18 protein-coding genes are annotated in these 20,485 nt (G+C 57.4%); 4 read left to right on the forward strand and 14 right to left on the reverse strand.

Translation table 11 applies throughout. The features are described from left to right. Positions 1-164: 164 nt before the first annotated feature. A complete protein-coding gene (locus QQL64_RS07890) occupies positions 165-2,267 on the reverse strand; it encodes an ankyrin repeat domain-containing protein (RefSeq protein WP_284397912.1) in 2,103 nt (700 codons plus the stop codon). Positions 2,268-2,704: 437 nt separating this feature from the next. Here QQL64_RS07890 and QQL64_RS07895 point away from each other — a divergent pair, with 437 nt between their 5' ends. Then, complete coding sequence (locus QQL64_RS07895; protein ID WP_284397914.1) at positions 2,705-6,118, forward strand: Ig-like domain-containing protein; 3,414 nt, start codon at positions 2,705-2,707, stop codon at positions 6,116-6,118. On the opposite strand, the gene QQL64_RS07900 is transcribed toward QQL64_RS07895, so the two are convergent. The 3 genes from QQL64_RS07900 to QQL64_RS07910 are packed head-to-tail and all read right to left on the reverse strand — an operon-like array spanning position 6,115 to position 9,111. Continuing rightward, positions 6,115-7,959: a sensor histidine kinase gene (locus QQL64_RS07900; RefSeq protein ID WP_284397917.1), complete on the reverse strand. Its 1,845-nt coding sequence runs from the start codon at positions 7,957-7,959 to the stop codon at positions 6,115-6,117. The two genes, QQL64_RS07895 and QQL64_RS07900, sit on opposite strands and share 4 nt — an antisense overlap. Positions 7,960-7,961: 2 nt before the next feature. Further along, on the reverse strand, positions 7,962-8,660 hold the full coding sequence (locus tag QQL64_RS07905) for a response regulator transcription factor (RefSeq protein WP_284397920.1): 699 nt from the start codon (positions 8,658-8,660) through the stop codon (positions 7,962-7,964). Between the two features lie 40 nt (positions 8,661-8,700). Continuing rightward, a complete protein-coding gene (locus tag QQL64_RS07910; RefSeq protein WP_284397923.1) occupies positions 8,701-9,111 on the reverse strand; it encodes a hypothetical protein in 411 nt (136 codons plus the stop codon). A gap of 332 nt (positions 9,112-9,443) precedes the next feature. Here QQL64_RS07910 and QQL64_RS07915 point away from each other — a divergent pair, with 332 nt between their 5' ends. Both QQL64_RS07915 and QQL64_RS07920 read left to right on the forward strand, forming a co-directional pair. Then, the gene (locus QQL64_RS07915) at positions 9,444-11,000 is read left to right on the forward strand and encodes a glycoside hydrolase family 30 protein (RefSeq protein ID WP_284397926.1); all 1,557 of its coding nucleotides are present in this window, start codon (positions 9,444-9,446) and stop codon (positions 10,998-11,000) included. 114 nt (positions 11,001-11,114) lie between these two features. Continuing rightward, the gene (locus tag QQL64_RS07920) at positions 11,115-11,960 is read left to right on the forward strand and encodes an MBL fold metallo-hydrolase (RefSeq protein ID WP_284399699.1); all 846 of its coding nucleotides are present in this window, start codon (positions 11,115-11,117) and stop codon (positions 11,958-11,960) included. 158 nt (positions 11,961-12,118) lie between these two features. Here the strand turns inward: QQL64_RS07920 and QQL64_RS07925 are convergent, their stop codons facing one another. The 5 genes from QQL64_RS07925 to QQL64_RS07945 all read right to left on the reverse strand — a co-directional run bounded on the left by QQL64_RS07925 (position 12,119) and on the right by QQL64_RS07945 (position 16,330). After that, complete coding sequence (locus QQL64_RS07925) at positions 12,119-12,499, reverse strand: hypothetical protein (protein WP_284397928.1); 381 nt, start codon at positions 12,497-12,499, stop codon at positions 12,119-12,121. 225 nt (positions 12,500-12,724) lie between these two features. Beyond that, positions 12,725-13,306, reverse strand: a complete 582-nt coding sequence (locus tag QQL64_RS07930) for a hypothetical protein (protein ID WP_284397930.1) — start codon at positions 13,304-13,306, stop codon at positions 12,725-12,727. A 201-nt stretch (positions 13,307-13,507) separates the two neighbouring features. Next, the gene (locus QQL64_RS07935) at positions 13,508-13,897 is read right to left on the reverse strand and encodes a carboxypeptidase-like regulatory domain-containing protein (protein WP_284397933.1); all 390 of its coding nucleotides are present in this window, start codon (positions 13,895-13,897) and stop codon (positions 13,508-13,510) included. Between the two features lie 108 nt (positions 13,898-14,005). Further along, positions 14,006-15,103: an energy transducer TonB family protein gene (locus QQL64_RS07940; RefSeq protein WP_284397936.1), complete on the reverse strand. Its 1,098-nt coding sequence runs from the start codon at positions 15,101-15,103 to the stop codon at positions 14,006-14,008. Between the two features lie 261 nt (positions 15,104-15,364). Next, the gene (locus tag QQL64_RS07945; protein ID WP_284397938.1) at positions 15,365-16,330 is read right to left on the reverse strand and encodes a GlxA family transcriptional regulator; all 966 of its coding nucleotides are present in this window, start codon (positions 16,328-16,330) and stop codon (positions 15,365-15,367) included. 110 nt (positions 16,331-16,440) lie between these two features. Here QQL64_RS07945 and QQL64_RS07950 point away from each other — a divergent pair, with 110 nt between their 5' ends. Then, entirely contained in the window at positions 16,441-16,731 is a 291-nt protein-coding gene (locus tag QQL64_RS07950) for a YciI family protein (protein WP_284397942.1), read from the forward strand. Between the two features lie 135 nt (positions 16,732-16,866). On the opposite strand, the gene QQL64_RS07955 is transcribed toward QQL64_RS07950, so the two are convergent. The 5 genes from QQL64_RS07955 to QQL64_RS07975 all read right to left on the reverse strand — a co-directional run bounded on the left by QQL64_RS07955 (position 16,867) and on the right by QQL64_RS07975 (position 20,322). After that, the gene (locus tag QQL64_RS07955) at positions 16,867-17,421 is read right to left on the reverse strand and encodes a GNAT family N-acetyltransferase (RefSeq protein WP_284397945.1); all 555 of its coding nucleotides are present in this window, start codon (positions 17,419-17,421) and stop codon (positions 16,867-16,869) included. Between the two features lie 152 nt (positions 17,422-17,573). Next, positions 17,574-18,236: a hypothetical protein gene (locus QQL64_RS07960; RefSeq protein WP_284397948.1), complete on the reverse strand. Its 663-nt coding sequence runs from the start codon at positions 18,234-18,236 to the stop codon at positions 17,574-17,576. Positions 18,237-18,576: 340 nt separating this feature from the next. Continuing rightward, positions 18,577-19,104 (reverse strand): hypothetical protein, encoded by a 528-nt coding sequence (locus QQL64_RS07965; RefSeq protein WP_284397949.1) that lies wholly within the window; start codon positions 19,102-19,104, stop codon positions 18,577-18,579. 79 nt (positions 19,105-19,183) lie between these two features. After that, entirely contained in the window at positions 19,184-19,555 is a 372-nt protein-coding gene (locus tag QQL64_RS07970; RefSeq protein ID WP_284397953.1) for a DoxX family protein, read from the reverse strand. Positions 19,556-19,632: 77 nt separating this feature from the next. Then, complete coding sequence (locus QQL64_RS07975) at positions 19,633-20,322, reverse strand: hypothetical protein (protein WP_284397956.1); 690 nt, start codon at positions 20,320-20,322, stop codon at positions 19,633-19,635. Positions 20,323-20,485 lie beyond the last annotated feature (163 nt).

A 20,485-nucleotide genomic window follows, 5' to 3' on the forward strand; every position in this document is an offset into this window, starting at 1 on the left:
TCCAGGCGTCTAGATGCCGTTCCATTCCCCAGTGAGAGCCGTCATCGATGCTGACCGATAACGTCCGCTTTGGGTCGAAAGCGGACCCTTTAAGCTCGTTAATAAACAACCTCACCGATAAGACCGATCGCAGGCCAGAAGGGCACGCCTACGTTTCCGCGACGTCAATACAACAATTCCTGTGCCTTGACGCGATCAGAGTGGCTCAACACCGGATTGGGTGGCGTTGGGCCATAGCCAAGCAGGTAGTCGATAGCGCGGAAGCCCTTGCTATCCGTCTGGTACGGATCAGCGCCACTAACCAGCAGCAATTTGATCGTGGATAGCGAGGCATTGGCAGCGGCATACATCAGCGCAGTGCGTCCATCATGATGCAGTAATGCGTCGTCGTTGGCCGGCCATGTCGTGGCATTGGGATTGGCATCACGCTGCAGCAACATGTGCACGCTTTGCCCCTGATTGAACTGCGCCGCTTCCATCAATGCCGTTTTGCCGATGGTGTTGCCGTCATTCACCGTCGCACCGTGGGCGAGCAGTAGATCAAGTGCCTCGGGATAACCGCCGGAGGCGATCAGCAGCAACGGGTCGATACCGCCGAACTGCGCGCATCCCGCCAGAAGTTCGTCGCTGTGGTCGTCCTTGTCCAATGCCGCCTGTATCGCCAGCAATGGCGCGTGCTTGAGAAGCAGTACACGCGGCGAGGTGTCCGGCATCGACTGGCCGCAGTCACCTCCGAACACTAACGCAAAAAGTCCATTCCGCGCCGCTTGCATGCCTTGCTCATGAGACATGTGCATCGTGACGTAGTAGTCAGCCAGTTTTCGTTGAGCCGTTTCAAATTCGGCTATGAGGCGCAAGCTAATGCGGTAGTTGTTGAGCCCGAGGTAGCCCCAGTTCTGATACGGATAGTCCTGGACATTTGCGACGACGGGCAAAAGGAAGGACGCCGGATCGACCTTCAGCGCCGTCTCGGTGGAGTTCTGCTCCTTTTCGAAGCCATAAACCATGCTTCCACCGAAGTTGTCGATGAAATGGCCGTCAGCATTGGTCGCATCATCGCTGAACGTGGCTACCGCTTCGGTGGGGTAGCCGGCAGGGTCACCGGCTTCGTCGCAACCAGAGCGCGGCAGAAAGTTGTCCATGTTGCTGCCATAGCGCGCCTGCGTAGCCGCCACCAGCGCGGGTCTGGCTTGCAGTACATCGCACGAAATGGCGTACTGAGACACGCTCCGGTCCTCACCCATTGATGCGAGAATGATTCGTGGCACCAGCGAATCGTCACTACCGTCGTAGGCGGTGATCGGGAATTCGCCAGTCGGCTTTTGATGCACATACGACTTGGCTTGTACGTCGTCGAGCAGATGCTGGATCTGTGCGTCGCGCGCCGGCGTGCGCGGGCGGAAGGCATGCAGGAACAGCGCATAATCCAGTTCGCCGCGCAGATCCTTTTCGGCAGCCTGCTTCAGCACGGGGTCGGCCGCGTCAGGATGCGTGGCCATGCTGGCGATAGCCACTTCGCGCGGACTCGGTGGCGACGGTTTGGATGGCGCGATGGCCGCATAGCACGTGCCATCGCGTGCGACACCATTTGGGCAGTCAGGCGTCTGGTGTGGCTTCAACAACCGGGGCGCGCCCGCAATGCCGACCAGTGACGTGATGGCCTGGTCATCACTGGGGCAATCCAGCAAGGGACCAGGCAAGCTTTTTAATGCATCCGCGTTGGCCGCGAAATCATTTTCGTGGCTATGCAAGGTGCGGCACGGCAGGCGCAGCCATAGGCCAGCCTGCGGTTGGGGGGTGCTACTGTGCATCCCTAGTTGGTCGTCCCGTTGTTCAGGACTCAAACCGCCGGTCTCGTAGTACAGCGCGGTGTCCACGATGCGGATTGCCGCCAGCAGATGCGGCAACGGTTGACTGGTACGGAGGACGTCAGCCAGGTGTGCGTTGTATGTCTCGTACATCGGCTTCTGCCACTGGGACATACCCTGCATTTTTTGCTGGGCGCTATCCACGGCGACGGTAAGCGCTTCGTTCATGCGTGTGCCGTCATGCTGCAAGTAGGCCGCATACGCATCCACGATGCTTTCCATAGGATCGCGACTGGCACCGGCGGGAACGGTGCGTCGTGGCTGGCCGGCGGCAATTCGGTCAAGGTCAGATTGGATGCGGATGAAAACGCGGTAAGGATCGTCGTAACCAGCTTTGCTGTCGCCGATTACCGCGCACCGTGCCGGTGTGGCAGCGCAAGTGACCGGTGCGGTTGGCACCGTACTACATGCCGCCAGTATCAACGCACCGGCACACGCTACCAACCGCAACGTAAGAACCGCTGAACATCTTCTGCCCATATCCGTCCCCTAAGACGTGCCTCCAATGCAGAAAGTATGTTGGCACAAGCACAGGGACAGGAGCTGCCAATAACATGGCAATTTAGTGCCGTCTATCGACAGCCCATATCGCGATATTTTCGTCGCTCAATTTTGCCGGTACTCATCCATCGTGTCCGCTTCGGGTCGATAGCGGACATACACCCTTGCGCTCAAAGCGCCAGAAGAAGTCGAAACCTCGCACTCTTCCGTCCCCGTCGATCAATTTATCCACCGCGTACTATGCGCATGCCATCGTCGCATACCCCCGAAACCGGGGGTGCCTGCCTGATTTATCGCGAACACAATCACAGTCCTTGAAATGCGGGAACAGGGGCATGAGCGCCATGTGCGGTATCGGGACGCGGCGAGTTTGGCGTGGGCTAAGTTGGCTTGCACTGTTGGGCATGTTGGGCTTGTCCGGCTTGGCCCAGGCTTCACCGGGATGCCAGGCGCTCAATGGGCTATCCGGCACCATACCCGGATACGGATACGTCCAACTACTGACCAACAGCCAGCAGGTCAATCAAGGTGACTTAGTAACGTTGACCACGTCGGGCCAGATTTTCTACGGTGGCTCCTTCCTGCAAATGATGGCCAACGGCAATACCGTCTCCGGCAGCGAGAATAATTCGGGGGCGGGAGCCGATAACCTCACGAACAACCTTGGCAGCCCGGCTACGTACAGCATTACCTGCACATCCGCCGGCGCCACGATATCGGGTGTCAGCCCGTCTTCGGCAACTGCCGGCAGTTCCGTCGTCATTTCCGGTTCCGGTTTCTGGGGTGCTTCGCAGGTACTTTTTGGTGCCACGCCGGCCGCCGCGTTCACCGTCAGCTATGGCGCCACTCCGATCATCAATGCAACGGTGCCTAACGGTTCGGGCACGGTGACAATCACCGTAGTCACCGATGCGGGTACCTACACCGGCGGGTCGTTCACGTTTGCCGCGCCCACTGCCAACGCCTCAAGCACGAGCGTAGCGTTCGACAGCAGCAACAATGCTGTTTCCTTGAACGTCAGCGGTAATCCCACATCAGTAGCCGTGACAAGCGCACCCTCGCACGGCACGGTGAAAGCCAACGGCACGTCGATGACGTATTCGCCGGCTGCCAACTACGTGGGATCGGACAGCTTTACCTACACGGCCAGCAATGCTGCCGGCACGTCGACGCCCGCCACGGTAACGATTACCGTCAATCCACCTCCGATTCCCACGGTGACTGGCGTATCGGCAACGACGCCGTATAACGCGGCGACGAACATCAACCTGGCGAGTGCGGTGGCGGGATTGGATATCACCGGTGTCGCGATTGCCAGCAATCCAAGCCATGGCACGGTGAGTGTGTCGGGTGAAACGATCACCTACACGCCATCCGCGACGTTCTATGGCGGCACAGACAGCTTCACCTATACCGCGACCAATCCAGGCGGAACCTCCTCGCCAGCAACGGTTACGGTAACGGTGGGCACGGTAAACGCACCTACCGTCAACGCCGCATCGGCGACGATCCCCTACAACACGGCCGCCAGTATCAACCTGGCGAGTTCCATTTCGGGATTGGACATCACCGCTGTCAACATCACCGGAAATCCGAGTCATGGCACGGTAAGCGTGTCGGGCGAAACGGTGACTTACACACCTTCCGCGACGTTCTACGGCGGCAGCGATACCTTTGCTTATACGGCGACGAATCCGGGCGGAACCTCTTTGCCTGCGACGGTTACCGTGACGGTGGGTGTGGTGGCGGCGCCCACGGTGACCGCCAAATCGGTCACGACGCCGTATGACACGGCAACAAGCATCAATCTGGCGAGTGCCATTTCGGGAACAGACGTCACCGGCGTCACCGTCGCCAGCAACCCAAGTCATGGCACGGTGAGTGTGTCGGGCGAAACGATCACGTACATGCCATCCGCAACGTTCTATGGCGGTACCGATACGTTTACTTATGCAGCCACGAATCCGGGCGGGAATTCGGCGCCCGCAACGATCACGATCACCGTGACGCCGCTGAGCACACCGGCCGCGGCAGCACTCTCCGTGGCCACCACGAAAGGTGCATCCGTGCTTATCGATGCGGCTGCCGAGGCCACCGGCACGCAACCCCTCACCGGTGTCAATGTGGCGACGCAGCCGGCGCACGGAACCGCCACCGCCAGCGGCGAGCAGATTGTCTATACACCCGCCGCCGGCTTCGTGGGCACGGACACTTTCAGCTATCAGCTGAGCAATCACTTTGGTGCATCGACGCCTGGCACCATTACCGTGACGGTCACCGCAGCAGGCAGCACCGCCGGCTTGAGCCAAACCGTCACGACGCAGTCGGGCACTCCTGTATCGGTGAATCTGGCCCGTGTGGCACCGGGCACTTACGTGTCGTCGGCGTTGTTGGGGTTGTCGCCCGCCAGTGCCGGCAGCGTAACAATGAGCCAGCCCGCCACGCTGACATTCACGCCTACCACGACGTTCCACGGGCTGGTACAGATCACCACGGTAATGATCGCATCCAACGGACATTCGCAGATGGAGGACGTGCTGGTGCTGGTGAGCAACCAGCCCGATCCATCACGGAATCCGGATGTGCTTGGTCTGGTCGAAGCACAGGCGATGCAGGCCGAACGCTTCGCGCAGAACCAGCTCGGCAACATTCAAAGCCGCCTGGACAGTTTGCACGATGGAAACGGAACGGCGCGTTTCAGCAACAACCTGTCCATCAGTCTGGATGGCAAACCGCTGCAAGGAACTGCCGGTGCGATCGCGAATAGCACGCGCGCATCGGCGCCTGGCAGCGCATCGTCATTCGCCGACATGCGCCCTGGTATCGGTGCTGGCGAAAGCAGCGATGGCACGCCGGCTCCGACAGGCACGATGCGTCAAGGCGATACACGCACGACCAACGCGGAAGCTTCTTCAGGCCTGGGCTTATGGATCAACGGCACGGCCAACTTCGGTGCATTCGATGCGTATCGGCAAGCGGCAGGCTTCGATTCGGACAACATCGCGGTGAACACGGGCGTTGATCAACGCATCGGTCAGCACGCACTGATCGGCATCAGTGTCGGCTACAACCACGACAACAGCGACATCGGCAACGACGGCACGCGCAGCGTGGCGCAAGGCTACAGCGCCGCTATCTATGGCAGCTATCAACCGGCTGCGCATGTGTACGTCGACGGTGTTCTGGGTGGCGGTGGCCTGAGTTTCGACAGCAACCGCTTTGCAGCGGACAGCGGCACCGATCTCCTAGGTCATCGCAACGGCAACCAGTGGTTTGCGTCGCTTACGGCGGGCTACGAATACCAGACTGGTGCATGGACGATGTCGCCGTATGGCCGACTGGCCTGGTCGCTGTCTTCGCTCAACAGCTATTCGGAAAGCGGCGATGCCGCCGACGCACTGACCTATGGCATGCAAACGATACGCACGTCGCAGGCGATAGCGGGTGTCCGTGCAAGCGGCAAGATTCCATGGCGCGATGCGCTGCTCATACCGCATGTACGTCTGGAAGTTGGTCACGATTTCCAGGGAACCAGCGACACGACGCTGAGCTATGCGTTCGTGCCGTCGGCAGGTTCCTGGAATGTGCTGACGAATCCGTATTCGGCGAGCGGCACCAGCGTGCAGGCGGCTTTCGGTGGCGACCTGCAGCTATGGAACCATCTGCTGATCACCACCGAATACGAATACATGCTGATGCCGCATGCGCACGACCAGAGCATACAGCTCGGCGTAAAGAAGCAGTTCTAGACCAGCGGGGAGAGCGGCGCGTCGAAGCTCAGGCGCGTGCCCTCCCCCGGCGATGACGTTATCTGCAAGGTGGCTCCGAGTCGGCCAGCACGAACGCGCAGGCTCGGCAGTCCTGCGCCCGGCGAAGTCAGATTGCCTGGATCGAAACCGCTGCCGTCATCGTGCACGTCAACGCTCAGATGTTCGCCCTCGCGCCGAATGCACACATGCACCTGCGATGCGCTGCTGTGCTTGAGCACGTTGGTCAAGGCTTCCTGCAGAAAGCGCAGCAACTCCAGCACGCGCATGGCACCCAGGCTTAGGTCTTCCACTCCGTCCACCGTCCATTGGCTGTCGATGGCGATCGCTTCAAAGCGTTGACTCCAGCGATGCCGCAACGGCGCGATGAGTCCGGTCAGATCGGTGTCGCGCTCATGCGTCGTCGTGTCGATGATCAGACGCAGATCGTCCCGCAACTCTTTCAGGGTAGTGACGACTTGTGCAGGCCCGGGCTGACGGCGCGGATCTTCCAGCGTGGAAATGGCTGCGAGCAGGCTGCCGCCGAAGCCGTCGTGCAGGTCGCGAACGAGATTGAGGCGCTCTCCGATGCGGGCGTTGTTCAAGGCCAGGTCGTGCTCACGCTTGAGCGTTTCCGTCAATTGATGCGTGGCAGCGTTCACTTCGCGCTGCAGTTCCACGTTGAAGTTTTCCGCCCGTCGCATGGCCACCGCGAAACGATAGGCGAGCGCGGAACCCATGCCGATGATCGTAAGCGGCGAAGTGACTGCCAGCAGATAGTTGTCGCTGTGAATGACGCTTAAAAACAGCAGCATGTCATGCGCGGATACGACCAAGGGAATCAACAGGCTGCCGGCCAGCGCGTAGTAGTCCGCGCGCGGATGCCTTAGCGCATAACCCATGAACCAGAAGATGGACGCGTAATACGTGCTGCAACCGAAGACAATGGGCACAGTGCGATAGCGCCCTGTCCACTGGGGACATAGCAGCGCAAACACAAATAGTGCCATGCAAAACATCAGCATGATTCGCTCGGTACGTCGCCATTGGTAGCCCGCGTAGCGGAGCAGAAATATCGCGAACGTTACCGTCGATATGACATAGAACGCCGCGTTGAGGGCCTCCCAGACATCGGTGTTGTCGAATGGCCACGGGCTGGAGGCGACAAAATTGAACGAGTACAGCGACCAGAACACGGTGCACAGCGCGTACCAGCCATAGTAGGCATCCTTGCGCCGCAACAGCCAAAGGATAAAGAACAGCCCGCCGAATACCAGGCCGACGGATTGATCGAACAACTGCACGTTGTAGCGCCAGAACTCGCCACGGCGTTGCTGTGCCAGCACCGAAGCAGGATTTCCAATCGTCACGGTGCCGAATCCCGGCTGGTAAGCGGCCAACCCCGATACACGCACCAGCAACGTGTTTTGTCCCGGGCGAAGCAGCGGCTTGTCGAGCAAAAAGTATTGCGGCCGGATCCAGCTGCGTGAAAGCGGTTCGGTTAGATGGGTGTCGCTGTAAATCAGACTGCCGTTGACGTAGACGGCATACGCCGAATTGACGTAATCGACGAGCAAGCCCGCCGGCTGATCGGCGCTGGTCTGATTCCAGTGCAGCCGATACCACACTACGCCGTCGTGTTGCGGCCAGCGCGCATCCCACAAATCCATCAGCTTGACGGGCGTCCAACCATCGACCGGTGGCGCCTCAGAGTGCCAGTCGGCGGGCGCCGCCTCGGCGGACTTCAGTTCAATGGTTGCATTGGATGTTGATAGTGTCTGCCCGGCGGCGTCCGTAGAGACCAGCATCATGCAGGCGAGCAACAGAACGAAAACCATACGCATGCTTACAGCAACCCCATGGCCTTGGCTTCGAATACCGCGGCAGTACGCGAGCTCACTGCCAGTTTGCGATAGATGCTCTTCGTATAGCCTTCGATAGTGAAGCGCGAGAGCCCGGTAAGATGGGCGATCTCGCGATTGCTGAATCCACGTGCCACGAATTGCAGAATTTCCGACTCACGCTCCGACAGCGCGGTGTCGTTCTTGGATGACGATTCGGCAGAAGTAAGCGGCGGCGTGAGTGGTTCCGTCGACGCGAGCGAAATGAACGCGAGGATGCGGCGCGCGATGAGCGGATCGATCAATGCCCCGCCGCGACGAATGCTTTGCAATGCGGAGCGAAGCTCGGCATCGTCCCGCTCTTTCATCAGATACCCGACAGCGCCGGATCGAAGTGCCGCTAACACTACTTCTTCGTGCCCCCACGCCGAGATGGCCACGGTGCTCGTGTCGGGATGCTGCTTCGCGACCCAGCTGATCAGTTCGAGTCCATTGCCATCGGGAAGTCCAATATCGATGAGCGCGAGACGAGGCTCGGATGCCGAGACGGCGGTTTTGGCGCCAGCGACGCTATCTGCAACCGTAACGCAGTCAGTCGAACCGACCAGTTCAAGCAACAGTTTAACGAGGCGTCGCTGCGTAGGCTCATCGTCTTCGACGATCAGCACACGATCGAATGCAATGTGATCCCCTGTAGAAGCCATGCCCCCAACCCCTGACTACTTCCGAGGCGATGTTAAACGATCACAAGGCGAGACGCTGCCGCAGATCCTTGCAGCGAGCCTCCAAACCCACCAGGGCGAGTCTGTCTCGGCCCACGAACAAGTAGTGGTGCGCATCGGGGGACCATTTATCGACATCGGCGAACTCCTCGCCAAATGCGCGAGCACATGCAAGGTTGTTGGTTTGCCAGATTTTCAGACCCGGGTGGACAACCAAAAACGGATGGTGCTCGTCCCAGCGATGACCGGCCAGCGTCCCATCACGATGCAGTGCAATCAGCGCCTCGACCGACTCCCGGGCCGCCATCCCATCATGCAGACGCCCCTCGATCAAAAGAGGGTCCAGCATATCCACGATGAAATCACGGAAGTGCCGAGCACGGGCTTTGTCTTCGTCCGAGGGCGGGGTAGCGGTGGCGATAGGTGCGGTCATAAGCGGCCTCCTTGGTCTACCTGGAGCCACTATAGAGTTGTATTGGGGCGGAGAAACAGGGACTCGTGCTGATTTCGAGTACCCCAACGGATTCAGTGCACAGATCTCGATGCCAAGATCAGCGATCACCCAGGGCAAGGGGGGGTACCGCAACCATTCGATGCCCCGTCACAGTCAAAACGGCCCAGGTTCGCTATGCTCCAGGAACGGCGTCGCGTTCACTCCCGGGTTTGAAGGAAATGAACCCGACCCTGTTTCAAAAGTCGACCCGTCCCCTGTTTTGATGCGGAAGCCCGGGAGCTTCGTGATCCAAGTGAACTGCAACATGAGCGATGGGCATTCTGCACGCCATGGATGAGCGCAAGTCGGGTTCCAGCCGGGCAGCCACCGTCTTCATCGCTTTGATCACCCTGCTCACGCTGGCTGCCCTTTATGCACTGCGTTTCGAGCATCCCACGGTAGGGCCCAAAGTTAACCCTTCGGCGCGGCCGATCGTGCCTATCGTCGAGCTGTGGCTGAGCACGGCGGATCGCCGGCTGAAGCTGATAAGGCAGCCCGACATTGAGATGAGCGCGCGCGGCTCGTTGCCCACCGATGTGGTCATCGATGTTCGCAAGAAATACCAAACCATGGTCGGTTTCGGGGCGGCGATGACGGACTCGTCCGCGTGGCTGCTCCAGAACAAACTAAATGCGCTGCAGCGCGGTGCCTTGTTGCACGAACTGTATGGCCCATCGCCCAACCTCAACTTGAACATGATGCGCCTGACCATCGGCGCCTCGGATTTCTCGTTGAAGCCGTATACCCTGGATGACATTCCCTTCGGCCAGGTCGACCCGCAACTGCTGCATTTCAACGTCACGTCCAATTTGCAGGACGTGATACCGACAGTGCGCGAGGTTCTTTCCATCGATCCGGGGCTGCGCATCATCGCGTCGCCATGGAGCGCGCCGGCGTGGATGAAGACCAGCACAAACCTAATTGGCGGAGAGTTGCTGGCGCAGTACGAAACTACGTACGCGGACTATCTCGTCAAGTATCTCGACATTTATCGCGGCTATGGCATTCCCATCTTCGCGTTGACCTTGCAAAACGAGCCCGGCTTCATACCGATCACCTACCCGGGCATGGAAATGCCTGCGGCCACGCGGGCGCGCATCATCGCGCAATATCTCGGCCCGAAGCTGGCAAGCCGCAAACCAAAAACAGGCATCCTGGAATGGGACCACAACTGGAGCCAGCCCGAGCAGCCATTGAGTGTGCTGGCCGGCCCCGATGTTGCGCGCTATGTCGATGGCGTTGCCTGGCATTGCTACGAAGGCAGCCCTTATGCGCAGGGCCGTGTACATCGTGCGTATCCCCAAAAGGATGCCTACATCACCGAGTGTTCCGGGGGCGATTGGGCGTCGAGCGTAAACGGCGAGCTGCTCTGGTTTTCACGCGACCTGCTGATCGCCGGAATCAGGCAGTGGGCTCGCGGCGTCGTGTACTGGAACCTGGTGCTCGATGAGAAACACGGTCCGCATTTCGGCGGGTGCGACGCTTGCAAGGGTGTGATCACGATCGACTCGCACACGGGAGCAGTGACTCGCAATGACGAATACTACGCACTAGCGCACTTCAGTAGATTCGTCTTGCCCGGCGACGTCCGGGTGGAATCCACCGCTACCGACAAAGGCATCGACAATGTGGCATTCCAGAGTGCTTCCGACGGATCGATCGTTCTAGTGATGGTGAACAGCAATGCGGATGCGCGCCGCGTCTCGGTGGCGGAAGGCCAGACCCGTTTCGAATACACGATGCCGCCGCAAAGCGTGGCAACCTTCGTATGGAACCCGGGCCAAGCAGGCGCATGGGTGCGACGCGTTCTCTCATGGTTGAGACGATGAGGTGCAGGCTCCTGCGCAGTTAGCTCAGCGACGGCGACGCCTCGGATGGAAACCTGAGCCGCAGGCGCCTAAACTCCGGTCGAGTCGAACCTTGAGCGAAGAGGCGTGAGCGCCATGCTGAGCTGGCAAGTAGGCCGGGTGAAGATCACCCGCATCGTTGAGATGGACTTGCCGGTGCCGGCCAAGTGCGTACCGCAGGCCACATCCGCAGAGCTGCGCAAGTCGCCGTGGCTCTATCCGCACTTCGTCAGCGAGGACGACAGCATCCTGAAGCTCAGCATCCACGCGCTGCTGGTCGAGGCGCCGGGGCTGAAGCTGGTCGTCGACACCTGTATCGGGAACGACCGGCCGCGCGAGATCACCGGCGGCCAGCCGTTGGCGACGCCGTTCCTGCAGCATCTTGGCGAGGCGGGCTGGTCGCGCGACGGAGTCGACACCGTGGTATGCACGCACCTGCACGTCGACCACGTCGGCTGGAACACGATGCTCGAGAACGGCAAGTGGGTGCCGACCTTCCCGAAGGCGCGCTACCTCCTTGGTCGGCACGAGTACGACTTCTGGTGCACCTATGATGACGAAGAGCAGCAGACGATGCTCGGCGATAGCGTCAAGCCGATCTTCGACGCCGGCCTCGTCCAGCTGGTGGAGCTGGACCATCTGATCTCGCCGGAGATCCGGCTTACACCTTCCATCGGCCACACGCCGGGCCACGTCAGCGTGATGATCGAATCCGACGGTGAGCGCGCAGTAATCACCGGCGACATGACCCACCATCCCTGCCAGATGGCGCACCCCGACTGGATGTTCGGCGACAACGACCCGAAGGCCGCTGAGCTCACCCGCTCTCGCCTCTTCGCCGAATGGGCCGACCAAACCATCCTCGTCATCGGCACCCACTACCCTGCCCCCACCGCCGGCCACGTCGTTCGCGACGGCGCGGCGTTTAGATTTGCGGTGTAAGGACGGCGAACTCAGAGACGTGCCTGCTTCAGACGGCTTTGGATGCACACCCGATCCAATCGAGGCCGTGTTAGGGGCTGCTTAGGCACAGCCTTATAGCTCGCTGCTCACCTTTGGCCGCACCTGTGCCCGACAACTATGATTATTTCTTACGACGCCTACGATGGAATGAGAATGGTTGCTGTGTTCTTGGAACCGGGAAATCTCTTCACTAGGTAGTTTGCGAGAAAGGCCTTCAATTCCGATTCCTTTCCCCAGCCTGGCGGCGCACGTACATCCACTCTGATAGCCATGTGATCCGGCGGGCCAAAAAAACTGTGAAAAGCGAGCGGCACGAAGTAGAACCCGACCTTGTCTTTGAGCATTCCAGGAACGGACTTGTCGGCTTCCCGAGCAAGCTGGGGAAGATCAATTGAGAGTAGGAGTGATTTCACTTGTGCAGCGCTATATTGGCTAGGTAGCTCCACAACCGTTGACGAATCTGCCCAGGCGGGGCAACTGGCCAAGAGGAGTAATAGCGTAATGATGAGATTCTTCATTTGGATCGCCTAACTACCTAATAGACGGACGTGGACGTCCCGTTGTACATCTGCGCGCAGTTGCTGAACGCGGTCCCCTAAACCACTGAACTCTTGAAACTTTACCCGGCCTATTTATTTGCGGCTAACAATCCGGCGCGAAGGCAGCCATCGATTGATGCTGCCTGAGGCCTGCTTCGGGTCGGAAGCAGACATTCACCACCGATGGAATAAACGAACGTCTTTTTATTGGTTGCGATAGAGCCTGAAATCCGGAGGTGTAGTCAGACTCACAACCACTGGATAGCTGCCCCACAATTGAGGGTAGGCCGCCGCAATCTTCGGCAAAAAGACCCGGCGATAGTCGTAAATACGGAAATTAACGTTATACCTTGGCTTTCCCACCTGAGAGACCGGTCCAGGCTGGTAGCTAGGATCCATCGCCATTACCACGGTTATATCGCCCACATAATTGATTTTCCCCGCGACGATATCGAAATGCATGGGCCCGCCCCCCAATGGATCGTTATAGGACCCTATGTGAAAGTCCTTCCACCGGTATGTACCTGCAGGAAGCGGGACTACGAGAAAAGTCTCAGCCGTATGCAATTCAATGGGAGTGCCTGCGTCGGAACCGTCATTGAGGCTGGCCACTGAAATGGTCGTCTTGAGATGCCCGCTTTGTGCAAGGTACGGAATCGCCAAGCGAGCAACCATGACGCCCTGCCCGGGCGCTAATAAGGCTGTGTCTTTCATCTGCGGATCACTTGCGCAGCCCGCCAGCGCGGCAACAAACAGCAAGACCAGCAGTACCCTTTGAACAGTCATCGCTTTCCCCCTTGATTGAAACCCCTACGCTATGCCCCCGCATAGCGTTGCACTAAATACTTCTATCGATCGAAGTCACTGCTTCGATCGAGACGTCCGCTATGGATCGAAAGCGGACACTGCCGTTACCAGTCGTCGTCGCAGGCGAGTAGCACTGCGACGACGACGAGCTTGACATCAACACTTGCGACAGGCGCAAATTTATTGATTCTCGGGCGCAGCACAATGGTCGTTCGGGCAAGCGAAATCGATTTTCGCGTTTTGTCCTACGAGCAGCGTAATACCCGATTGCGTTTTGACAGCCTGCCCGCCGCTTTCCAGCGTCACGGTGTAATCACCTTGAGGTAGCGGGCCGATCTTATATTTGCCCGTTTTATTCACGGTTTGGTGCCGATGTAAACCGGTCGCACTGCTCACCGTCACGACTTCCCCGAAAGGGGCTTGCCCGAAAATGGTAGCGGTTGTCCCCTGTGCGGACACCACCGCCGGAGACACTGAACTGATGATACCCACGGCAATAACGGCAGCTGCGTTGCACAGGCAAAACGACCACCGCAGATTGCTGGTTCTGAAACGTTCGATCTTGTGCATGGAAACTCCTGTTTCACGATTGATGAGCCAAACACCATGTGCGTCATACACCAAATGGCCCGAGACGTTCGCATTCCTTCAATACCACCGGACTTTCAAAAGCAACCACTAATATCTCACCGCAGGCGTCAATGCTTCGGGCGATAACGGATAGGGCGAGGGCCAGAACTCGACCCGTATATCCTGCCAATGCGCCTGGTCGCTTGCCGCCTGCAGCTTCGCATTCACCGCCAGCACGGCGTCTTTATCGAAAACCGCCAGTCCCGAGCTTCGCAGCATGACAGCACGTGCTACTTTGCCGTCCGTATTGACGAAGGCATGAACCAGTACGGTGGCTTGCAGGTAATATCCATCACTATTGCGCGGCCAAGGTGCCCCGCTAACTAAAGTCTTCCCTGGTACTCGAGCAATACGTATGCCTCCCGGGGGCATAGGTGGCGCAGGTTTCCAAGCCCCCATGCCTGGCTTTGTACTGATCGCGCCGCCACCGGGCGCGCGGAAATGGATATCCACGAACTCCCAATGCGTCGGCTCGCCCGCCGAAAAGCTCAGCGAGTGCAACTTGCGAAATGCAGCGATATCGAAAGCGGCAAATTCGCCTGCGCGTATCACTGCCGCTTCGAGGACCTTTCCATCCGTATCGATCAGCACCGCACCACGCTGATCTTCCTGCGCCAGATCTCCTTGGCTATCACGTGGCCACGCAGGTGTTTCATTACCGCTCGGTAGATGGCCGTCAGTATCGGGAGCAATGACAAACACACGCACCTGCTGGGCCGCCACCTCGTCATCCGGCACACCGGGTAAAGGCTTCAATGTGCATCCAGGTGGCTTATTGCTAAACGTTGGCTTAGCCGTACTCACTGGCTTTGGTGTCAACGAAAACTCGACGGGATAACGCACAGAGGACGAGATGGGCCATCCCTCTATCCGATTCGGCGAGTAAACGTAATGCCCGGCACGGCGGATGGCTTCCTGGTCAAGGTCAGCATTGCCGCTGCTCTGTTCGACGCAAGCGTCCGTGGCGACGCCATGGTAGTTGAGTGAAACAAGGACCGTTGTCGCTCCTTCGGCATATTTACCTTGCTCGTCCTTGGGCCATGGTTTGTCGCCCAACATCGGATTTCGTATTTGTGCAGCACAACCAGCCAAAAGGAGCACGCCACAAAATGGCACGCCCCACGCGCGCAATGCAGAAATAAACATTTAAGCCCCCCGTATCGGCATATTCCTTGATACCGAAAGCAGCCCTGGCGGACTTGCCCCTTCGCAGATGATGCATTCTTCCGCATCACATCTGCAACCAGGGAGGCTGATTCCAATCCGGCACCCCTGCCCGCTGTCTCGGTAGGCTCTGTGTCGATGGCTTTCCAAATGCACAAACTATGGGCACTAAAACGTATGGACTATGGAGTTCTGTCCCCGTGTGGACGGAACTCCATAGTTTGTACACGGATTTGCGCGCCTTCAGCGCAGGTCGGCACGAAGTTCCCGCACGCCACGTCCTAAACGTTGGCGCAGGAGTGTCCGCAACGTTGCTCCGTCGGCATAACCCACCTCGGCTGCGATGGCTTCGAGGTCGAGGCTGCTGCTCTGGACCAGAGATCGCGCACGTTCGACACGTAGGTCCTGAAAATAATCAAGCGGCGATTTGCCTAGTACGGCTTGGCAGCGGCGCTGCAATGTACGTGCACTTGTCGTCATAGCATTGGCGGCTTCCTGCAACGAAAACCCTTGCTTGAGATGCTTCCGCGCCCATCGTTCGAAACGCAGAATGAGAGGATCTGCCTGCGCCAGATGATTCGGGATGATGTAAGGCGCTTGCGAGGAGCGAATGTCGGCCAGCAAGTAGCGCGAAACCATGGTTGCAAGCTCAGGACTGGCCTTACGTATCAACCAGAGCGCGAGATCGAGATGCCCCATCGCTGCACCTGCCGTAACCATCCTGCCTGACGGCACGAGCATGCGGGACTCGTCGAGCGAAACATTCGGGTAGCGTTGTCGAAATAGAGGAGCGAGCCACCACGTTGTCGTTGCTTCCTGTTGATCGAGAAGTCCAGTTTCCGCCAGAAGAAACGACCCGATGCACGAAGCGGCGATGTGAGCACCTTCGGCATGCCATGAAATCAGTTGGGCTTTGGCCTGGATCACGTCTCGTCGCGCAAGCGCGGGCACCAATCGTTCCGGCGTACTTGTATTGAGCGCTGGAACGATGACCCAGTCCGGCTTTAAATCCGGTGTTATGGCGCGGACAGGTATGGGCAGTCCATGGCCGGACCGAACACTTTTACGCACACCTACGATGGACACCTCGAAAGGAGCTGCGCCACCTGTTTGCCGAGCCGCAAAATTGTTGGCGATCCCGAAGGCGTCTAAGGTGACCGTAAGGCCCGTATCGAACAGGCCATCCAGGGCGAGTATAGAAATGCGCATGTCGCAAATGACCCTAAAGTTGTCATTTACGACGATACCGCTTTACCGGCCCAGCGACTAGATTGCACCTCGTTGCACATTGCAATGCACATCAAACGAGGAAACTATCAATGAAAATCATGGCCATCGCTTCCGTGACATCCCCCCTCACGCCTGAACAACGCAAGCAGTACCTGCCGAGCGAAGTTCCCGCCACGCTCAAACATTATCTCGAGGGCCACATCGAGCAGTTCTGGTTCCGTGAGAACGCCGGACCTATCTTTCTCATGAATGCCGAGTCAGTCGAACAAGCCAAGGCAACGTTGGCGACGCTGCCGCTGGTGGCCGCCAACTTGATGACTTACGAGCTGCTGCCAGTCAGCCCCCTCATCCCGCTGGGCCTGCTGATCCAGGGTAAGTAAGCGCAGTAGAAGCGCCGTCAATGAATGCCTGTCTTCATTGGCGGCGTCATGAGCGCTGTCGTCCACCACAGCGACGAGCACGTTCGTCAACTCGAAGCCCTATTAAAGCTCTCGGCGCGATTCGTGCAGTCTGAATCAGGATTGATAACGATCACTGTGGATGAGGCCGTACAGAACGGTATCCGCGACCTCTCCGCCAATCATCCATCGCTCGCGCAAATACCCTTCGCGCTTGAACCCCAGGCGCTCGATCAGCTGGATCGACGGCAGGTTGCGCGGATCGATGTCTGCCTCGATTCGACGCAATCCTGCTCGCTTGAATCCATGCTCGATGAGAGCGTCAGCCGCCTCAGCCATGTAACCCTTTCCCCAGTGTTTGCGCCCCAGGCAGTACCCGATGTCGGCACGCTTGGAATGCGGAACTCCATTGAACAGGGCGCAATCGCCAAGTACCTCGCCTGTATCTCTCGATTCAACGACGCAAATAACGCTATTGCCGTCGCTCGAAGACTGCAGCTTCTCGGCAATGCGAGCATGAGCTTGCTCGATATCCTGCATGGGCGGAAACGAAAAGTAGCGCACCGCCTCAGGATCGGACCACATGTCAAAAAAAATAGACACATCCTCCGTTCGAAGAGGGCGCAAGCGTAGGCGCTTGGTGTCGACAATGACGGGTTCAAACATGTTCATACCTAACTTCGGAACGTTTTAAAGCACAGTGTCTGCCGGGATCTTAAGCATATCTCGACGGTTAGTCCGCTTTGGGTCGAAAACGGACACTTCGAGCTTGGCCGACCCGCCGTCTACCTCTCACCTAATGCTGTAAGACGCCAAGACACCTTTCAGCGAATGAAGGAGACGACCTCGGCGCGTACCATCAAAAACGCTTTTGCCACGTCGTCAATATGCACGCCAGGGGCATCAATCCAGGCGTATAAGCCTGCAGGCAATCCAAACGCTGTACCGCATACAAACTCCTTGCTAAGTACGTCATGGCTCACTTTAGGAGGTGACAGGCGATCGGCTGTCAGCAAATGGCACTCAACATAAGCATCCTCATTGGCCAACTTAAAATAGTGAAAAGAACTCGATGAGCCGAGGTAGGTCATGCCAGGAAATTTCGCTGAGGTAAATTCGGGTACTTGGTCGAACGGAAGTCCTATTCGATGTATGAGAGCCAGCGCATTTCTCGGATCTTCGTTATCAACCGGTCGGATGTGGACATTCAAGAGAATGTCGTACTTTTCGTGGCTTGCATTGACGAATGTGCCGTTCGATGCCTGGTACCCAATGTGAAGTAGAACTTCCTTATCCCCAGTGGTGTATTCACGAAACCAATAAAAGAAATAGTTTGGAATGCTCCAATCCAGTTGTCGCCATCGAAATTGCGCAGCGTTGTCACTTACGGTTACGGCTGGCACAGTGTCGGAAGGCTGCTGGAGGGCGAAAGCGGTCGAGAAATTGATTGCGCTAACAAGGAGAAACAATATGGCTTTGCGCTTCATGCGTTTTTCTCCTTTTTAGTCAAACATGCAGTCGCGCTTTCGTACTATCCATAGAGCTTCAAAAGCGTCTAGTTCCATAAGTCTCGCCGTGAACTCGCAGTCACGGTTGATCTCTTCGATGGATGGAATCGGCATAAGACCCCAAAACTCAATGGATAAATTGTCAAAGTGATGACACCATCACTCCAAAACAGAGGAAGCAAATGCAAAGTTACAACGGACTCATTGGGGTCAGACTGTTGCTGCCAGTTCTGCTAATGCTAACTGGCTGTGCCACGGACTATAAAGTTCCAGGATCGGATAGGGCGAAAGTGGACATTTCGATAAGCCCTATTGCACTCTAAGAATCTCTTCGCACAACTCGAACAACATTGAGTGCTTGCGCATCCATGAACATAAAGCATCGCCCGAACAGCGCTTTCTTTCCGAATTCGTCAAATTTGTTTGAGCCAAGGGGCGTCATAAGCACTTCGCTAGTAGCTAATGCCTCCAGATGATGCTTGTCGATGGTCTCCCGATGCTCGACAGCGATTCGGTCTATCACGAGATTCACAGCCGGATGGTTGTATCGGACAAGCACGTTCCCATCCTTCATAGCCAATGGGTTCATGTCCGGATGAAAGTGGAAAATTTTATGGAGAACCTCTTTGGCGTGCGCCTCTGCTTGAATGTCAGAGAGGCCGTCTGGGAGAAGCACGCATGTGCCATTTTCAAATATCGCCAGATCGCGCTGTTGATTCGTATACACCAATATTCGTTCAGCGATCTCATCTAAAGGCTGTTTAATAGTCGGCCGCCAGGAGGGGACGGGCGGCATCCGCTTGGGTGGCTCTTGCGGAGGCTCTTTCTTCTTGAATGGTCCAAACATCGCTTCCCCCTACTCACATTGCCTAATTGTCCGCATATCCGTTTTGGGTCGGAAGCGGGCCTTTACAACGTGACGGCGATTAGAGGACGGGCTCTACAACCATCCGGCCATAAGCAATGAATGCCATGACCAGACCCAGCACGCCGCTCAGTATCGTTGGCGCGACCTCGCGATACTTGATATGTACTCCGATGAATACGAGGCTTTCGACTGCCAACACCGTGGCTGACAAGATCGTAAGTGATAGGTGCCAATGGAACACGTCGGGAACGATGAGCCCGATTACGCACACGAGCTCCAGGATGCCAAGCAGTATCCAGGCTCTTTTGGGTAACGCGCCAAAGGAAGGGACGTCGTGGCTTACCTTGTCGAACATAAAAACCTTCATGACACCCGACGATCCATATAAGAGCGCGCCGAGGACCTGCAGAACCCACAACAACATGTTCATCGCGTGCCCCCTCTTGAGTGTCAAGGTATGTCCGCTTTGGATCGGAAGCGGACATCATTACTTCTATCCCAAGCTGCTTAATGATCAGGGTTAAGCTTTAGTACTTGCGCCGCCCAATCGGTGCCCGTTCGTTTTACCCATTCAGTGTCGCTCTGATCCTGAATTTCCTTATAGATCGTAAACGCGATGATGCGTTCACGAACAAAAATGAAGCCCTGGGCTATGGCAACATAGTGTGCCGAAGTGCCATCATCAATGGTCATCTGTTCCGCTATGGCAACGGCACGTGGCTGACTAACAATTAAGCCCAGGAACTTTGGTGCGTAAGCGCTCGCCTTAGACTGCTTGAGCTTTGACGCCAACTGCACTTTTTGAGCGTCGAATTGGGCATTGAGCATGTCCTGATTTATTGCTTTGAAGCCTGCCATTGCTGCCTGAAACTGCTGCAATGTTGCGACGCTCGTGCCCGATGGTGTCACCAGCATGTCCACTGTAAGCGTCCTCCCCCGGAATCTTTTAATGCCCGCAGCTGCAGCATCAAGGTCACCCTTCGACATGAAAGTCTCAAGCAGACGACGTCCTGGTATTTCTTCATACTCGAGATATTGACGATAAGCGGCGGCGTTGTTACCCAGCGGAAGAAGATCCGCGATGACCGGCACCACAATGGTATCGCCACCTCCAACATTCAGCGCGATGGTATCCCGCGCGCTAATTTGGCAAGAGTAAAGGGCCATCAACAGGAATAGCCCGACCTTCCACTTCATATGCGTTCCCCTGAATTAAACGTCCTGCCCTATTGCCGACAGCCGCAAATCTACAGCGAGCATGTCCGGCTTGGGTCGAAAGCAAACATTCTCGTCGCGCCAGCCAGTTGCAAGTGAATCCGACTCCGTCTTTCGGAACTAACAAGAACGCTGCATTCGGTTT

It is taken from the genome of Dyella lipolytica, assembly GCF_030160075.1.
GTDB lineage: Bacteria > Pseudomonadota > Gammaproteobacteria > Xanthomonadales > Rhodanobacteraceae > Dyella_B > Dyella_B lipolytica.

Excerpts from the sequence above, each read along its gene's own strand:
- QQL64_RS07970 (WP_284397953.1), bottom strand. The coding sequence starts at position 19,555 with ATGAACATGTTGTTGTGGGTTCTGCAGGTCCTCGGCGCGCTCTTATAT.
- QQL64_RS07950 (WP_284397942.1), top strand. The coding sequence starts at position 16,441 with ATGAAAATCATGGCCATCGCTTCCGTGACATCCCCCCTCACGCCTGAA.
- QQL64_RS07940 (WP_284397936.1), bottom strand. The coding sequence starts at position 15,103 with ATGTTTATTTCTGCATTGCGCGCGTGGGGCGTGCCATTTTGTGGCGTG.
- QQL64_RS07960 (WP_284397948.1), bottom strand. The coding sequence starts at position 18,236 with ATGAAGCGCAAAGCCATATTGTTTCTCCTTGTTAGCGCAATCAATTTC.
- QQL64_RS07915 (WP_284397926.1), top strand. The coding sequence starts at position 9,444 with ATGGGCATTCTGCACGCCATGGATGAGCGCAAGTCGGGTTCCAGCCGG.
- QQL64_RS07920 (WP_284399699.1), top strand. The coding sequence starts at position 11,115 with ATGCTGAGCTGGCAAGTAGGCCGGGTGAAGATCACCCGCATCGTTGAG.
- QQL64_RS07965 (WP_284397949.1), bottom strand. The coding sequence starts at position 19,104 with ATGTTTGGACCATTCAAGAAGAAAGAGCCTCCGCAAGAGCCACCCAAG.
- QQL64_RS07935 (WP_284397933.1), bottom strand. The coding sequence starts at position 13,897 with ATGCACAAGATCGAACGTTTCAGAACCAGCAATCTGCGGTGGTCGTTT.
- QQL64_RS07895 (WP_284397914.1), top strand. The coding sequence starts at position 2,705 with ATGAGCGCCATGTGCGGTATCGGGACGCGGCGAGTTTGGCGTGGGCTA.
- QQL64_RS07910 (WP_284397923.1), bottom strand. The coding sequence starts at position 9,111 with ATGACCGCACCTATCGCCACCGCTACCCCGCCCTCGGACGAAGACAAA.
- QQL64_RS07925 (WP_284397928.1), bottom strand. The coding sequence starts at position 12,499 with ATGAAGAATCTCATCATTACGCTATTACTCCTCTTGGCCAGTTGCCCC.
- QQL64_RS07975 (WP_284397956.1), bottom strand. The coding sequence starts at position 20,322 with ATGAAGTGGAAGGTCGGGCTATTCCTGTTGATGGCCCTTTACTCTTGC.
- QQL64_RS07905 (WP_284397920.1), bottom strand. The coding sequence starts at position 8,660 with ATGGCTTCTACAGGGGATCACATTGCATTCGATCGTGTGCTGATCGTC.
- QQL64_RS07955 (WP_284397945.1), bottom strand. The coding sequence starts at position 17,421 with ATGAACATGTTTGAACCCGTCATTGTCGACACCAAGCGCCTACGCTTG.
- QQL64_RS07900 (WP_284397917.1), bottom strand. The coding sequence starts at position 7,959 with ATGCGTATGGTTTTCGTTCTGTTGCTCGCCTGCATGATGCTGGTCTCT.
- QQL64_RS07945 (WP_284397938.1), bottom strand. The coding sequence starts at position 16,330 with ATGCGCATTTCTATACTCGCCCTGGATGGCCTGTTCGATACGGGCCTT.
- QQL64_RS07930 (WP_284397930.1), bottom strand. The coding sequence starts at position 13,306 with ATGACTGTTCAAAGGGTACTGCTGGTCTTGCTGTTTGTTGCCGCGCTG.